We start from the raw sequence: 13,847 nt of genomic DNA on the forward strand, positions 1-13,847 counted from the left end.
GATTATCGTGCACGCGGGTCTTCGCGGGATCCGCGGCCGGTCGGACGCCGACGCCCGGGTGCGCGGTGCGCCGTCGTGGTGCGCGATGCGCGATGCGCGGTGCGCCGTTGCGGACGGTGCCTGCGATCGTCCCGGGGCGCAGTCGCGCGGCGCATCCGATGCGCTGCGCCTCGCCGGGCGTGCCGCGTTCCCGAAGCCGCGTTCCCGAAGCCGCTGCGCGTGCTCTCTGCCGCCGCCTGGCTGACGAGCCCCCGCACGTCCTGCCGGGTGCTGGCGAGCCGTGCGCGCGTGCGTTCCCGCCCGTCGGCCTCCCCGGGGTGCGCTTCGCCCCGTCGTGGCACGTATTATGTCAGTTCCGGACGCCGCCGAGGCGCAGCACGGAGCGCGCCGCGAGCGCGCTCGCGCCGACGGCGCCGAATTCGCCCGCGCTGAGCATGAGATCCGCGTTCGCCGTGATGCCCGCGGTCGCCGCGAGCGCCGTCGCCGCGGCGACGACGATCCAGCCGCACAGGGCGAGCCCGATCCCGATCCCGCCACCGAGGGCCGGCCTCCCGCTCCCCCGCAACGGCCACAGCGCGGAGACCGCGGCGAACAGCGCGACGCCGAGTGCGAGGGCGCCGAAGACGTCGCTCGGCCGGTGCCAGCCGTAGGCGAGCAGCTGCCAGCCCACGACGGACAGCAGCGCGGTGCCGGCGAGCGCCACGATCGCGCGGAGCCGATCCGGTACCGCGAGCGCCAGGGCCGCGACGAGCGCGGTGAAGACCGTCATGTGCCCGCTCGGGAAGGTGTTCACGTCGTCGAGCTCGAAGAGCGTCGGGCGAGACAGCACCAGCCCTTTCAGGAGCTGCGAGGTCGCGATCGCCGCTCCGGCGACGAGCACGACCCGCGCCGCCCGCGCGAAGCCGTGCGCGAGCGCCGCGATGACGCCGATCGCGGCGAGGGCGATCGCGATCGTCGGGATCGACACGAGGTTCAGCGGCGCCGGCGGATCGGTCGTGAACTCGGCCGCGTCGAGCACGCTCGCCTCGGCCTGCTGGCCGAGTGCGCTGCGCACGCCGAGGATGTACGAGGCGACGCCGACCGCGATCCAGAACAGCGCGATCCAGAGCGCGCGGAGCCGGGGCGCCGAGCCCGCACGGACCCCGCTCACCGCGACTCCCCGGGTGCCTGCGGTGTTCGAGCATCCGGCGCTCCCGGGGCGGGCGTCGCCGGCCGCGCGCCGCGCGAGGCGCGTGCGTCCCCCGTGCGCACCGCCCACAGCGCGAGCGCCGCCGCGGTCGCGACGTTCAACGAGTCGACCCCGTGCTCCATGGGGATCACGACCGAGCGCGTCGCCGAGGCGAGCGCCCGCCGGCTGAGCCCCGGCCCCTCGGAGCCGAACATCAGCGCCAGGCGCTCGGGCACGTCGTCGACGAACGCGGCGAGATCCTCCGCGTCGTCGCGCAGTGCGAAGGCCGCGAGCTCGAAGCCGGCGTCGCGGATCAGGGGCCCGGCGACGGGCCACTCCGGCAGTCGCGCGTAGGGCACCTGGAGCACGGCGCCCATGCTCACCCGCACCGCGCGCCGGTACAGCGGATCGGCGCAGGCCGGGCTGAGCAGCACCGCGTCGGCGCCGAGGGCCGCGATGGAGCGGAAGATCGCGCCCACGTTGGTGTGGTCGGTGAGGTCCTCGAGCACGACCACGCGCCGCGCGTCCCGCAGCAGCGCCGCGGGGTCGCGCGGGGCGGGGCGGTGCATGGAGGCGAGCGCGCCGCGATGCAGGTGGAAGCCCGTGAGCTCCTCGAGCTGCGCGGGATCGCCGACGTGGACCGGCACATCCGGGTGCTCCGCCAGCAGCGGCTCCATGCGGGGCAGCCACTCCTCGAGCAGCAGGACCGATCGCGGGCGGTGCCCCGCGCGCAGCGCCCGCTCGATGACCTTCGGCGACTCGGCCAGGTACAGTCCCTCCGACGGCTCCCGGACGCGCCGCAGCGCGACGTCGGTGAGGCGGGTGTAATCGGCGAGCTCGGGAGCGGAGAGATCGTCGATGCGCGTGAGCCTCACGCGGCGTCCTCCCCCACGGTCGCTCCGGCGATCGATGCCGTCGCGAGGAACTCCGCGGTGCAGGCCGCCGCATCGGCCACGGCCTCGTAGTGCACGAGGTGCCCGGTGCCCGGGATGATCCGCAGCCGGGCCCCGGGGATCCGTCGCTGCAGCTCGAGCTGCTTCACGAGGGGGGTGATGTCGTCCCGCTCCCCCGCGATGAGGAGCGTCGGTCCCGTGAGGCTCGGCGCGAACTCGCTCACCGTGTGCGACACCGAGGCGCGGAAGGCCTGGAGCAGGGTGCTCGCGTCGGCGAAGGAGCTGAAGTAGGCGGCGTGCTGGCCGTGGATCCAGGAGCGGAGCTCCCGATCCCCGGTCTTCGCCATCACCTCGCTCATGACGCGCACGATGAGCGGGTGGCCGAGGAGGCCGCGCGCGGCGGGCTCCGGCAGCAGCTCGGCGGCGCGGTAGTAGCCGATCGCGAGCCGCGTGAGCGCGGCCTGCGGCCCCTCGAGCGCGGGAGCGGAGATCGGGTTGACGAGCACCGTGCGGCTCGCGGGGAGCCCCGAGGCGAGCGCGGCGGACACGACGAGCGAGCCGAAGGAGTGGCCCAGCACGGCGAAGCCGTCGGGGGCGACGGCGGCGGCGAAACCGCGCAGCCACTCGGCGAACAGCGGCAGATCGTGCGCCCGCCCGGGCACCGCGGGCGTCTCGCCGAACCCGGGCAGGTCGGGGACGATCGCGCGCACGCCGGGCAGGCGTGCGACGAGCGCCTCGGCCAGGCCCTCGAGCCCGTGATGGTCGCCGCGGAAGCCGTGGACGAGGATGACGGGGGCGCCCGAGGGATCGCCGTACTGCCACGCCCGGGTGTCGAGGCGCAGCGCGGGATCAGGGACGCTCAGTCGGAGCGCGGGCACAGGGGGACGCACGAGGACGATGCTAGCCGGACGGGCTGGCAGGCCGCTGGGCCGCGCGCGCACGCGCGTGTCGCCGGGTATCGGTAGCATCGACGGGGACGAAAGGACTGCCGTGACCGCACCACTCCCCCTCTGGGCCTCGCACCTTGCGGTGTTCGACACCGAGACCACCGGCGTCGACACGGCGCACGCGCGCATCGTGAGCGCGACGATCGCCCTGCTCGGCCCCGCCGACGAGGTCGTCGAACGGTACGACTGGCTCCTGGATCCGGGCATCGAGATCCCCGATGCCGCGGTACGGGTCCACGGCATCAGCACCGAGGTCGCGCGCGCGAGCGGCATGGACGCCGCCGTCGGCATCCGCCAGATCGTCGCGCAGCTGCTCGAGATGCTCGAGCGCGGCTTCCCCGTCGTCGCCTACAACGCGCCCTACGACCTCACCCTGCTCGCGGCGGAGGCCGCGCGGCACGGGGTCGCCTGGCCCGAGGCGTTCGAGCCGGTCATCGACCCGCTGATCCTCGACAAGCAGTTTGACCGCTACCGCAAGGGCAAGCGCACGCTCGAGGCGGTGGCCGCGCATCACGGGGTCGAGATCGGCACCGCACACGACGCCGGAGACGACGCGATCGCGGCCGGCCGCGTGCTGCAGCGCATCGCCGCGAAGTACGCCGACGTGGTCCCGGGCGAGCTCGATCAGCTGCACCGGGCGCAGGTGGCCTGGGCGGCGGCGCAGGCCGCGAGCTTCCAGGACTACATGCGCCGGGCGCGCGACCCGCAGTTCATCGCCGACGGCCGCTGGCCGCTGCGGCGCTGAGCGCTCCCCGGCCGCACCCCGCGCCGGCGGCGACACGCGCGGCGGGTCGGGTCAGGGGCGGCGCTCCTCGGCCGGAGAACGACGCAGGGCGGGCGATCCCTCGGATCGCCCGCCCTGCGTCGTCGTGGCGGAGTCTCAGGCGCCGAAGCCCTTGAAGCGCTGGTTGAACTTCTCGACGCGGCCCGCGGAGTCCATGATGCGCTGCTTGCCCGTGTAGAACGGGTGCGAGGCGCTCGAGATCTCGACGTCGATGACGGGGTAGGTCGCGCCGTCGAGCTCGATCGTCTTCTCGCTGGTGAGCGTGGATCGGGTGAGGAACGTCTCCCCCGACGCGAGGTCGCGGAAGACGATTGCGTTGTACTCGGGGTGGATATCGGTCTTCATGAGTGTTCCTTCAGATTCTCGCCTGGTGTGGAACGTGTAGCAGCACGCTCCGAGGACTTGGGATGTTGCGGCGTCACCGCACAACTTCCTACTTTATCAGATGTCGCGGCCCGGCCCGGAGGCCTGTCGCTCGGGGCGGGCGACGGCGGAGTAGCGGCCCTCGTGCACGGCGAGGTCGAAGGGCATGCCGAAGGTCTCCTCGAGGTGCTCGGCCGTCAGCGTCTCGGCGATGGGACCCGCCGCCTGGATCCGCCCTTCGCGCAGCAGGAGCGCGTGGGTGAACCCGGGGGGCACCTCCTCGACGTGGTGGGTGACCATGATCATCGCCGGCGAATGGCTCGACCGGGCGAAGCCGGAGAGCATCTGCAGCAGGCGCTCCCGTGCCCCGAGGTCGAGGCTCGCGCTCGGCTCGTCGAGCAGCAGCATCTCGGGATCCGTCATCACGGCCCGGGCGATGAGTGCGCGCTTGCGCTCCCCATCGCTGAGCGTCCCGTAGGCGTGATCGGCGAAGCCGCCGAGGTCCCATTCCGCGAGGATCCGCTCCGCCTGCCGCACATCGGTGTCGTCGTACTGCTCGTTCCAGCGCCCCTCGACCGCGTAGGCGGCCGTCAGCACGACGTCGCGAACCGTCTCGGAGCGCGGGATCCGTCGCTCGCTCGCCGAGGAGACGAAGCCGATGCGATTGCGGAGCTCGAAGACGTCGACGGCGCCGAGACGCTTCCCGAGCACCTCGACGCGTCCGCCGGTCGGGAAGTCGGACGCGGTCGCGAGCTTCATGAGCGTGGTCTTGCCCGCGCCGTTCGGTCCGAGGATCACCCACCGCTCCGAGTCCTCGACCGACCAGGTGATCCCGTCGAGGATCGGCCGGCCGTCGCGCACGGAGGTGACATCGGTGAGACGCAGCACAGTGACCATGTCCTCCAGCGTAGTCCGGCCCCGGCGCGTCGCGGATCACGGCGCGCTGGGAGCGCTCGTCGTCGGGCCCGGAGAACGCGCCGGAGCCTCCTCGCCCTCGTAGACTGGAGGCATGACTGCTGCGCCCCTCGTCGTGCTCGACTGCGATTCCACCACGATCCGCGACGAGGTGATCGAGCTCCTGGCGGACGCCGCGGGCAGCCGCGCCGAGGTCGCCGCCGTCACCGAGCGCGCGATGCGCGGCGAACTCGACTTCGCCGAGAGCCTGCGCGAGCGCGTGGCGACCCTCGCCGGCACGCCCGAGACGGTCTTCGCCGAGGCCTACGCGCGGGTCCGGCCGACGCCGGGCATCCGGGAGCTCATCGCGGAGGTGCACGCGCGCGGCGGCAAGGTCGGAGTCGTCTCCGGCGGGTTCCACGAGGTGCTCGATCCGCTCGCCGCGGAGCTCGGTCTCGATTTCTGGCGCGCCAACCGGCTCGAGACCGCGAGCGGTGCGCTCACCGGGCGCACGGTCGGTCCCATCGTGGACGCGGCGGCGAAGGCCGAGGCGCTCAGGGAGTGGGCCGCCACCGCCGGCATCCCCCTCGAGCACACGGTCGCCATCGGCGACGGGGCGAACGATCTGGAGATGATGGCGGTCGCGGCGATCGGGATCGCCTTCGACGGCAAGCCGCTCGTGCGCGAGCGCGCCGACGTCTCCATCGAGGACGATCTCGCGCGGGCGATCCCCCAGCTCGACCGGCTCGGCCGGGTCGGCTGAGGGTCCGCGGCCCGGAGGACGCGACGGCTCAGAGGTTGTTCAGCATCTCCGTGCCCTCGGGGATCACGCCGTCGGAGGCGAGCGACTCCCCCAGCCGCTTGAGCGCGGTGAGTGCGACGTTCTGCGGCATCGGCCCGTAGGAGATGCGCGCGACGCCGAGGGCCTCGTACTCGGCGGCCGCGAGCGCGCCGGGCAGGCCGATGACGCTGATCCGCCGCTCGCCGATGCCCGCGACGAGTTCGCGGGTCTCATCCGCCGTGAGCACTCCGGGCACGAAGACGCACTGCGCGCCGGCGTCCAGATAGGCGCGCCCGCGCTCGATCGCATCGGCGATCGACTCCGCCCGCGGCCGGTCCCCCGCTCGCACGAGCGCGTCGGTACGGGCGTTGAGCACGAACGGCACCCCCTCGCGCTCGCCCGCCGAGATCGCGGCGCGCATCACCGCGACGGAGGCGTCGAGGGGGCGCAACTGGTCCTCGATGTTCGCGCCCGAGACCCCGACGCCGATGGCGCGGCGCACGGTCTCCCCCGCGTCGCCGAAGCCGCCGTCGAGGTCCGCGGTGACCGGCAGCGCGGTCGTGGCCGTGATCCGCTCCACCGCGGCGAGCATCACGTCGAGCGGGATCCGTTCGCCGTCGGGGTAGCCGTGGGAGGCCGCGATGCCGTGGCCCGCCGTCGCGATCGCCCGCGTGCCGGGCAGCTCGGCGACGACGCGGGCGCTGACGGCGTCCCAGACGTTGACCACCCTGAGGATCTCCGGGGCGGCGTAGAGGGCGGCGAGGGTCTGGGCGTCGCCGGCGGCACGGGCGGTGGACTCGGGAGCGGTCTGCGCGTTCATGCCCCCAGGCTACGGAGCCCGCCGGGCGAGCGGAAGGGGGTGCGACGGGTCTCGGTGGGGATGCCCAGGCGACGCGCCGTCAGTGCCCCATGCCGAGGCCGCCGTCGACCGGGATGACGGCGCCGGAGATGTAGGCCGCGTCGTCGCCCGCGAGGAAGGACGCCGCGCCCGCGATCTCGGCGACGCGGCCGAAGCGGGCCGCGGGGATCGAGTCGAGGTACTGCTGCTGCTGGGCCTCGGGCAGCGACGCGGTCATGTCCGTCTCGATGAAGCCGGGGGCGATGACGTTCGCGGTGATGTTCCGCGCGCCGAGCTCGCGGGTGAGCGAGCGGGCGAAGCCGACGAGCGCCGCCTTCGACGAGGCGTAGTTGATCTGTCCGGGACTGCCGTAGAGGCCGACGACGCTCGAGATGAGGATCACCCGCCCGAAGCGCCCCTTCAGCAGTCCCTTGGCGGCGCGCTTGACCACCCGGAACGCGCCGGTGAGGTTCGTGTCGATGACGCTCGTGAACTCCTCCTCCGACATGCGCAGCAGCAGGGTGTCCTTCGTGATGCCGGCGTTGGCCACGACGACCTCGACGGCGCCGAGCTCGGCCTCGATCTCGGTGAAGGCGGCGTCGATCGTGGCCGCGTCCGTCATGTCCGCGCGCACCGTGAGCGATCCCGCGGGGCCCTCGCCGGAACGGGCGGTGACGGCGACGCGATGGCCGTCGGCGATCATGCGCTCGGCGATGGCGTAGCCGATGCCGCGGTTGCCTCCGGTCACGAGAACGGTGCGCGAGGTGGTCATGGGGATCCTTCCATCCGTGGGAACAGCGCCCCCAGCCTATGCGACGGTCGACGGCGGGGCGCGGCCGGCGCGCGGCGCTTCGGAGCGCGGCCCCAGCCGGACCGCGTAGGCTGGGCGGGTACCGGAGAAGGAGCGCATGGCCGAGAACTACAGCGTGACGTCGGCGGGTGTGAACCCGGCCGAGGATCGCGCGCACCGGATGCGCATGTACTTCATCGCGATGTCGCTGCGCGTGGTCTGCGTGCTCTCGCTGATCTGGGTGCGCGGCTGGTGGGTGCTCCTCGCCGCCGCCGGCGCCGTCATCCTGCCCTGGTTCGCAGTGCTCGTGGGCAACGCCGTGGCGCACGGCGGCGAACGGGCGCCCGAGGCCCCCGAACCGCAGGCGATCACGGCTCCGGAACCCGCAGCGGGCGAGGAGCGGGCGCCGAGCGCCGCAGACGCGCTCATCGTCGTCGATGTCGACCCCGAGCGGCGCCGCGGCGCGGCGCCGGGGAGCCCGGCCGAACCGGGCGGAGACGTCGCGGAGGGGCGGGCGTGACCGCGGGAGCGGGACCCTCGATCCTCGGCGACGCCGCGGAGCACCGGTTCGCCTGCTCGCGGGCGGGGTGCCGGGCCGAAGCCGCGTCCGCGATCCTCTGGCGCAATCCGAGGATCCACGCCGCGGATCGGCGCAAGACCTGGCTCGCCTGCGCGGAGCACCTCGAGGTGCTCCGCGATTTCCTCGCGGCTCGGGACTTCCCGCTCGAGGTGAGGGGGATCGATGCCCTCTGAGCCCGAGGTCGGCTGGCGCTTCCTGCGATCCGCGCGCTGGCTCGGCTACGCGGCGATGCTCGTCGTCTTCGCGATCGCCTGCGTGCTGCTCGGCAACTGGCAGTTCGAACGGCGCGCCGAGGCGCGCGCCGAGATCGCCCGGATCGACGCGAACTACGACGCGGCGCCCGTCGCGCTCGCCGACGAGCTGCCCGATTCCGCCGCCTTCGACGAGGACCGCCAGAAGTGGCGCACCGTGCGCGTCGAGGGCGAATACGTCGGGGCCCCCTTCCTGGCCCGCAATCGGCCCGGCGACAGCAGCGTCGGCTCCGACCTCATCCAGGCGATGCGCACCTCGGACGGCAGGATCTTCTTCGTCGACCGCGGGTGGGTGCCGATCCAGGTCGGGGCGGCCGCAGATGAGGGCATCGCCGCGGAGGCGCTGCCGGAGCCCGCGACGGGGCCGGTCGAGGCGGAGGTGCGGCTGCGCGCGTCGGAGCCCGCGATCTCGGGTCGCTCCAGCTCCGGCCGCAGCGTCGCGAGCATCGACCTGCCGGAGCTCGCGAGGCTCGTTGCGGGTGAGGAATGGGCCGCCGAGGCGCGCTCGGCCACCGGGTCGCTCGACATCGTCACGGGCGCGTACGGGATGCTCGTGTCCGAGGAGCCCGCGGGCGAGCACGGCGTGCTCCCCCCGAAGCCGGAGCGCGACGAGGGACCGCACCTCTCGTACGCGCTGCAGTGGTACGTGTTCATCGTCATCGCCGTGATCGGCGTCGGGTACGCGGCGCGTCGCGAGTACCGCGGCTTCAACGGCGACAGCGAGTCGGTGCGCGCGCAGGATCGTCGCAGCGCCGAGCGCCGTCGGCGCCGCGGGCGCAGCGACGCCGAGGAAGAGGACGCCCTGCTCGATGCGCGCTGATGCTGCCGAACGGCGTGCGGTCCGCCCGACCGCGCGCACGATCCGCCTGCTCGCCGTCGCGGCGCTCGCCGCGACGTGCGCGGCGGGCCTCGTCGGCTGCGCCCCCGGCACCGATCCGGGCGCGACGCGCGAATCGCTCACCGAGGTCACGCAGCAGCCCGAGGAACCCGCGGAGACCGACCGCTACGACGCCGAGGCGCATCCCGAACCCGTCGTGGAGGCGCTCGACTGCTCCCCCGTGCTCGTCGTCACGGCCCGCGGCACCGGGGAGCCGAGCTCGGGGCAGCTGCTCTCCCCCGTCGCGCGGGCGATCGCCGAGGCGCGACCGGACGCCGTGGAGACGGTCGACGTGGACTACCCCGCCGACACCGAGGTGCAGCTCGGCGGCACCCGGGGCGTGCGGACGCTCGTGGACACCCTCGACGTGCAGGCGGAGGCCTGCCCCGAGCAGGAGTTCGTGCTGCTCGGGTACTCCCAGGGCGCGCTCGTGATCGGCGATGCGCTCGCCGACCCCGCCGTCCGCCTCGTCGGAGCCGCGGCGGGCGAGGTCGACGACGCTGCGGGTGCTCGGATCCGCGCCATCGTGCTCTACGGGGATCCCCGCTTCGTCGGGACGGAGCCGTACAACACGGGCGACTACGACCCCGGGCTGAACGGCCTCCTCCCCCGCCCGCCCGGCAGCCTCGACGCCTACGCCGAGCGGCTGCGGGACTACTGCGTCGCCGGCGACCTCGTCTGCCAGAGCAGTCTGGAGCTCGACGAGGAGCCCCATCTCGCCTACTACGAGAACGGCATGCAGCAGGACGGGGCGGCGTTCGCCATCACCCGGCTCTCCCCCGTCGGATCGGATGCCGGTCGCGTCGGGGACGCCGACGCCGGAGCGCGCGCCGCCGACGCTGACGGCGGGGGCGGCGCCGCAGCGGACGGCGACGCGGCTACGCCAGCTCGATGAGCTCCAGGTACTCCTTGGACCAGTGATCCTCGGTGGCCTCGGGCATGATGAGCACCCGCTCGGGGTTCAGCGCCTCAACGGCGCCCGGATCGTGGGACACGAGCACCACCGCGCCCGAGAAGTGCGCGAGCGCGTCGAGCACCTCCTCGCGGCTCGCCGGGTCGAGGTTGTTCGTCGGCTCGTCGAGCAGCAGCACGTTCGCGCTCGAGACGACGAGCATCGCGAGCGCGAGCCTGGTCTTCTCGCCGCCCGAGAGCACGCCGGCCGGCTTGTGCACATCGTCCCCCGTGAAGAGGAATGAGCCGAGCACCCGGCGCGCCTCCGTCTCGGTGAGGTGCTGCGACACCGAGACCATGTTCTGCAGCACGCTCGCCGCGACGTCGAGGGTCTCGTGCTCCTGGGCGTAGTAGCCCACCTTGAGGCCGTGCCCGGCGACCAGCTCGCCCGTGTCGGCCTCGTCGACGCCGGCGAGCAGGCGCAGCAGCGTCGTCTTGCCGGCGCCGTTGAGGCCCAGGATCACGACCTTCGAGCCGCGGTCGATCGCGAGGTCGACGCCCGCGAAGATCTCGAGCGAGCCGTAGGATTTCGAGAGCCCCTGGGCCATGAGCGGGGTCTTGCCGCAGGGCGCGGGGTCGGGGAAGCGCAGCTTCGCGACCCGGTCGACCTGGCGCTCCTCCTCGAGGCCCGCGAGCATCTTGTCGGCGCGCGCCACCATCTGGTGGGCCGCGGCGGCCTTCGAGGCCTTCGCGCCGAAGCGGGCGGCCTGGTCCTTGAGCACCGAGGCCTTCTTCTCGATGTTGGCCCGCTCCTTGCGGCGCCGCTCCTCGTCGGCCGCGCGCTGGCGCAGGTAGAGCTTCCAGTTCATGTTGTAGATGTCGATGACCTGACGGTTCGCGTCGAGGTAGAAGACGCGGTTCACCGTCTCGCCGACGAGATCGATGTCGTGGCTGATGACGATCACGCCGGCCTTCGAGTGCTTGAGGAAGTCCCGCAGCCACACGATCGAGTCGGCGTCGAGGTGGTTCGTCGGCTCGTCCAGGATCATCGTGTCCGCATCGGAGAAGAGGATCCTCGCGAGCTCGATGCGCCGACGCTGACCGCCGGAGAGCGTCTTCAGCGGCTGGTCGAGGATGCGGTCGGGCAGCCCGAGGTTGTGCGAGATCGATGCGGCCTCGGATTCGGCGGCGTATCCGCCGAGCGCCTGGAACCGGTCGGTGAGGGTGCCGAATCGCTTCATCGCCTTCTCGGCGACAGCGGGATCCTCGGCGGCCATGTCCACGGTCGCGCGCTCGATGTCCTGCTGCAGGGTGCCGAGCCCGCGCGCGTCGAGGATGCGGTGGCGCGCGATCTGCTCGGGGTCGCCGGTGCGCGGATCCTGCGGCAGGAAGCCGAGCTCGCCGGTCACGGCGATGCTGCCTGCAGCGGGCTGCAGCTCGCCCGAGAGCGTGCGCGTGAGCGTCGTCTTGCCGGCTCCGTTGCGGCCGACGAGGCCGATCTTGTCGCCGGGGTTCACACGGAAGGTCACCCCCGACATGAGGCGCCGGGCGCCGACGTCGATGGCGAGATCCTCGACGGTGATCATGAGAGGGGCTCCTTCTGGTGCGCGGACAACCTCTCGAGTCTACCGCCTGCGCCTCAGTGCATCCCGGACAGCGCTGCGGCGTCGGCCCAGAGCACCGTCTCGCGGGTCCCGGCGACGCGCGCCGCCGGGAGGGCGTCCGGCCCGGCGCCGCCGGCGGCGTCCGCGCGGAGCCGAGCGACGGCCGCGGCCTTCCCGGCGCCCGTCGCGACGAGCCAGACCCGCTCGGCGCGGTTCAGGCTCCGCAGCGCGAGCGTGACGCGCTCGGGCGGCGGCTTCGGCGACTCCCGGATCGCGAGCGCCGCGGGAGCCGTCTCCCCCGCGAGCAGCTCCGGGCGCCCGGGAAACAAGGAGGCGACGTGCCCGTCCTCCCCGACGCCGTTCAGCGCGACGTCGATGCGGTCGATGCCCGCGACGAGCTCCGCGTAGGCCCGAGCGGCGTCCTCGAGCGAGAGCCCCGCGTCGGAGCCCGCCACGCGGTGCACGAGGGCGGGATCGGTCTCGACGCGGGAGAAGAGCGCCTCGTCGGCGAGCCGGTCGTTGCGCTCGGGGTGCCCGGCCGGCACCCAGCGCTCATCGCCCCAGAGGAAGCGGATGCGTCGCCAGTCCACGTCGCCCCGCCGGGGATGCGCGCCGAGCGCGGCGAGGGCGCGCGCCCCGCCGGTGCCGCCGGTGAGCACGACGACGGGTACCGCGTCCGAGCGCTGGCGATCGCGCAGGAGCCCGAGCAGCTCGTCGGCGATCGCCGCGGCGACCGCGTCGGGATCGGGGTGCTCCGAGATCCGCACGGCCGACCCCTAGAGTGCCGTCTCCGAGCGGTCGCCCGACCACTGCGTGTGGAAGGCGCCCGGCCGATCGACGCGCCGGTAGCTGTGCGCGCCGAAGAAGTCGCGCTGGCCCTGGATGAGCGCGGCGGGCAGGCGCTCCGCGCGGAGCCCGTCGTAGTACGCGAGCGAGGAGGCGAACGCCGGAGCCGGGATGCCGCTCTCGGTCGCGCGGACGACGACGCGGCGCCAGGCCTCCTGGCCGCGCGCGAGCGCCTCGGCGAAGTAGGGCGCGGTCATGAGCAGGGGCAGGCCGGGCTCCCCCGCGTACGCCTCGGCGATGCGGTTGAGGAACTGGGCGCGGATGATGCAGCCGGCGCGCCAGATCTTCGCGATCGCGCCGAGGTCGATGCTCCAGCCGTGCTCCGCGGCGCCCGCGCGGATCTCGTCGAAGCCCTGCGAGTACGCCACGATCTTCGAGGCGTAGAGCGCCTGCCGCACGTCCTCGATGAACGCGGCCTCGTCGGCCGCGAGCGGCGTCGCTTCCGGCCCGGGAAGCGACGCCGCGGCGGCCCGCTGCTCGGGCCGCGAGGAGAGCGAGCGCGCGAAGGTGGCCTCGGCGATGCCCGAGACGGGCACGCCGAGCGCGAGCGCGGTCTGCACGGTCCACGCGCCGGTCCCCTTCGCGCCGGCCTGGTCGAGGATCACGTCGACGAGCGGGACGCCCGTGGCGGCGTCCGTCTGCCTGAGCACCTCGGCGGTGATCTCGATGAGGTACGACTCGAGCTCGCCGCGGTTCCACTCGGCGAAGACGTCGGCGATCTCGGCGGGACTGCGGCCCGTGCCGCGACGGATGAGGTCGTAGGCCTCGGCGATGAGCTGCATGTCCGCGTACTCGATGCCGTTGTGCACCATCTTCACGAAGTGCCCGGCGCCGTCGTGGCCGACGTGCGTCACGCACGGCTCGCCCTCGGCGACCGCGGCGATCGAGCGCAGGATCGGGCCGAGGGTGCGCCAGGCCTCGTCGGAGCCCCCCGGCATGATGCTCGGCCCCCGGAGCGCCCCCTCCTCGCCGCCGGAGATGCCGGCGCCGACGAAGTTGATGCCGGTGGCGCGCACGGCCCGTTCGCGGCGGATGGTGTCGGGGAAGTACGCGTTGCCGCCGTCGACGATGATGTCGCCGGGCTCGAAGACCTCCACGAGGGCGTCGATCGTCGCGTCCGTGGCGGCGCCGGCCTGGACCATGACGATGGCGGTGCGCGGCCGTCGCAGCGCCGCCGCGAAGCCCGCGTAGTCGACGGCGGGGACGAAGCCGGCCTCGGGATGCTCGGCGACGAGCGCCTCCGTCCGCTGCGGGCTGCGGTTCAGGATCGCGACCGTGTTCCCCTCGCGGCTCGCGAGATTCCGCGCGAGGTTCGCGCCCATCACGGCGAGGCCGACGAC

16 protein-coding genes are annotated in these 13,847 nt (G+C 73.6%); 6 read left to right on the top strand and 10 right to left on the bottom strand.

The features are described 5' to 3' along the window. Nucleotides 1–349 precede the first annotated feature (349 nt). From MUN78_RS06485 to MUN78_RS06495, 3 genes are read right to left on the bottom strand one after another with little or no spacing between them, the layout of a single operon-like run. Nucleotides 350–1,150 (bottom strand): phosphatase PAP2 family protein, encoded by an 801-nt coding sequence (locus MUN78_RS06485; protein WP_244729512.1) that lies wholly within the window; start codon nt 1,148–1,150, stop codon nt 350–352. Continuing rightward, nucleotides 1,147–2,043: a TrmH family RNA methyltransferase gene (locus MUN78_RS06490; RefSeq protein WP_244693705.1), complete on the bottom strand. Its 897-nt coding sequence runs from the start codon at nt 2,041–2,043 to the stop codon at nt 1,147–1,149. The genes MUN78_RS06485 and MUN78_RS06490 overlap by 4 nt, the downstream gene beginning before the upstream one ends. Next, nucleotides 2,040–2,951, bottom strand: coding sequence for an alpha/beta fold hydrolase (locus tag MUN78_RS06495; RefSeq protein WP_429952304.1), 912 nt, complete (start codon nt 2,949–2,951; stop codon nt 2,040–2,042). Before MUN78_RS06495 ends, MUN78_RS06490 begins: the two co-directional genes overlap by 4 nt. A 100-nt stretch (nt 2,952–3,051) precedes the next feature. Between MUN78_RS06495 and MUN78_RS06500 the strand changes: the two genes are divergently transcribed. Next, nucleotides 3,052–3,753, top strand: a complete 702-nt coding sequence (locus MUN78_RS06500; RefSeq protein ID WP_244693706.1) for an exonuclease domain-containing protein — start codon at nt 3,052–3,054, stop codon at nt 3,751–3,753. 135 nt (nt 3,754–3,888) lie between these two features. Here MUN78_RS06500 and MUN78_RS06505 read toward each other — a convergent pair whose 3' ends face one another. Further along, nucleotides 3,889–4,137, bottom strand: coding sequence for a type B 50S ribosomal protein L31 (locus MUN78_RS06505; protein WP_244693707.1), 249 nt, complete (start codon nt 4,135–4,137; stop codon nt 3,889–3,891). 96 nt (nt 4,138–4,233) lie between these two features. Further along, a complete protein-coding gene (locus MUN78_RS06510; RefSeq protein ID WP_244693708.1) occupies nt 4,234–5,052 on the bottom strand; it encodes an ABC transporter ATP-binding protein in 819 nt (272 codons plus the stop codon). Nucleotides 5,053–5,164: 112 nt separating this feature from the next. Here MUN78_RS06510 and serB point away from each other — a divergent pair, with 112 nt between their 5' ends. After that, nucleotides 5,165–5,812: a phosphoserine phosphatase SerB gene (gene serB, locus MUN78_RS06515; RefSeq protein WP_244729514.1), complete on the top strand. Its 648-nt coding sequence runs from the start codon at nt 5,165–5,167 to the stop codon at nt 5,810–5,812. 28 nt (nt 5,813–5,840) lie between these two features. On the opposite strand, the gene MUN78_RS06520 is transcribed toward serB, so the two are convergent. Both MUN78_RS06520 and fabG read right to left on the bottom strand, forming a co-directional pair. Then, nucleotides 5,841–6,650, bottom strand: coding sequence for an isocitrate lyase/PEP mutase family protein (locus MUN78_RS06520; protein WP_244729516.1), 810 nt, complete (start codon nt 6,648–6,650; stop codon nt 5,841–5,843). Nucleotides 6,651–6,729: 79 nt separating this feature from the next. Then, complete coding sequence (gene fabG / locus MUN78_RS06525; RefSeq protein ID WP_244693711.1) at nt 6,730–7,440, bottom strand: 3-oxoacyl-ACP reductase FabG; 711 nt, start codon at nt 7,438–7,440, stop codon at nt 6,730–6,732. A 136-nt stretch (nt 7,441–7,576) separates the two neighbouring features. Between fabG and MUN78_RS06530 the strand changes: the two genes are divergently transcribed. Genes MUN78_RS06530 through MUN78_RS06545 form a run of 4 tightly spaced genes read left to right on the top strand, consistent with a single transcriptional unit; the run spans nt 7,577 to nt 10,061 of the window. Further along, nucleotides 7,577–7,978, top strand: coding sequence for a DUF3099 domain-containing protein (locus MUN78_RS06530; RefSeq protein WP_244729518.1), 402 nt, complete (start codon nt 7,577–7,579; stop codon nt 7,976–7,978). Then, nucleotides 7,975–8,211: a hypothetical protein gene (locus tag MUN78_RS06535; RefSeq protein ID WP_244693713.1), complete on the top strand. Its 237-nt coding sequence runs from the start codon at nt 7,975–7,977 to the stop codon at nt 8,209–8,211. The genes MUN78_RS06530 and MUN78_RS06535 overlap by 4 nt, the downstream gene beginning before the upstream one ends. Further along, on the top strand, nt 8,201–9,109 hold the full coding sequence (locus MUN78_RS06540; RefSeq protein WP_244729520.1) for an SURF1 family cytochrome oxidase biogenesis protein: 909 nt from the start codon (nt 8,201–8,203) through the stop codon (nt 9,107–9,109). The genes MUN78_RS06535 and MUN78_RS06540 overlap by 11 nt, the downstream gene beginning before the upstream one ends. Continuing rightward, nucleotides 9,099–10,061 (top strand): cutinase family protein, encoded by a 963-nt coding sequence (locus tag MUN78_RS06545; protein ID WP_244729522.1) that lies wholly within the window; start codon nt 9,099–9,101, stop codon nt 10,059–10,061. The genes MUN78_RS06540 and MUN78_RS06545 overlap by 11 nt, the downstream gene beginning before the upstream one ends. On the opposite strand, the gene MUN78_RS06550 is transcribed toward MUN78_RS06545, so the two are convergent. Genes MUN78_RS06550 through gndA form a run of 3 tightly spaced genes read right to left on the bottom strand, consistent with a single transcriptional unit; the run spans nt 10,045 to nt 13,829 of the window. Next, on the bottom strand, nt 10,045–11,643 hold the full coding sequence (locus MUN78_RS06550) for an ABC-F family ATP-binding cassette domain-containing protein (protein WP_244693716.1): 1,599 nt from the start codon (nt 11,641–11,643) through the stop codon (nt 10,045–10,047). The two genes, MUN78_RS06545 and MUN78_RS06550, sit on opposite strands and share 17 nt — an antisense overlap. Nucleotides 11,644–11,696: 53 nt before the next feature. Continuing rightward, entirely contained in the window at nt 11,697–12,428 is a 732-nt protein-coding gene (pgl, locus tag MUN78_RS06555) for a 6-phosphogluconolactonase (RefSeq protein ID WP_244729523.1), read from the bottom strand. Nucleotides 12,429–12,437: 9 nt separating this feature from the next. Continuing rightward, nucleotides 12,438–13,829, bottom strand: a complete 1,392-nt coding sequence (gene gndA, locus MUN78_RS06560; RefSeq protein WP_244730023.1) for an NADP-dependent phosphogluconate dehydrogenase — start codon at nt 13,827–13,829, stop codon at nt 12,438–12,440. Nucleotides 13,830–13,847: the final 18 nt, after the last annotated feature.

This window comes from Leucobacter allii, assembly GCF_022919155.1.
Lineage (GTDB): Bacteria > Actinomycetota > Actinomycetes > Actinomycetales > Microbacteriaceae > Leucobacter > Leucobacter allii.

Coding starts and splice junctions, on each gene's coding strand:
- MUN78_RS06545 (WP_244729522.1), top strand. CDS start 9,099: ATGCGCGCTGATGCTGCCGAACGGCGTGCGGTCCGCCCGACCGCGCGC.
- fabG (WP_244693711.1), bottom strand. CDS start 7,440: ATGACCACCTCGCGCACCGTTCTCGTGACCGGAGGCAACCGCGGCATC.
- gndA (WP_244730023.1), bottom strand. CDS start 13,829: ATGGGCGCGAACCTCGCGCGGAATCTCGCGAGCCGCGAGGGGAACACG.
- MUN78_RS06540 (WP_244729520.1), top strand. CDS start 8,201: ATGCCCTCTGAGCCCGAGGTCGGCTGGCGCTTCCTGCGATCCGCGCGC.
- serB (WP_244729514.1), top strand. CDS start 5,165: ATGACTGCTGCGCCCCTCGTCGTGCTCGACTGCGATTCCACCACGATC.
- MUN78_RS06520 (WP_244729516.1), bottom strand. CDS start 6,650: ATGAACGCGCAGACCGCTCCCGAGTCCACCGCCCGTGCCGCCGGCGAC.
- MUN78_RS06550 (WP_244693716.1), bottom strand. CDS start 11,643: ATGATCACCGTCGAGGATCTCGCCATCGACGTCGGCGCCCGGCGCCTC.
- MUN78_RS06510 (WP_244693708.1), bottom strand. CDS start 5,052: ATGGTCACTGTGCTGCGTCTCACCGATGTCACCTCCGTGCGCGACGGC.
- MUN78_RS06505 (WP_244693707.1), bottom strand. CDS start 4,137: ATGAAGACCGATATCCACCCCGAGTACAACGCAATCGTCTTCCGCGAC.
- MUN78_RS06530 (WP_244729518.1), top strand. CDS start 7,577: ATGGCCGAGAACTACAGCGTGACGTCGGCGGGTGTGAACCCGGCCGAG.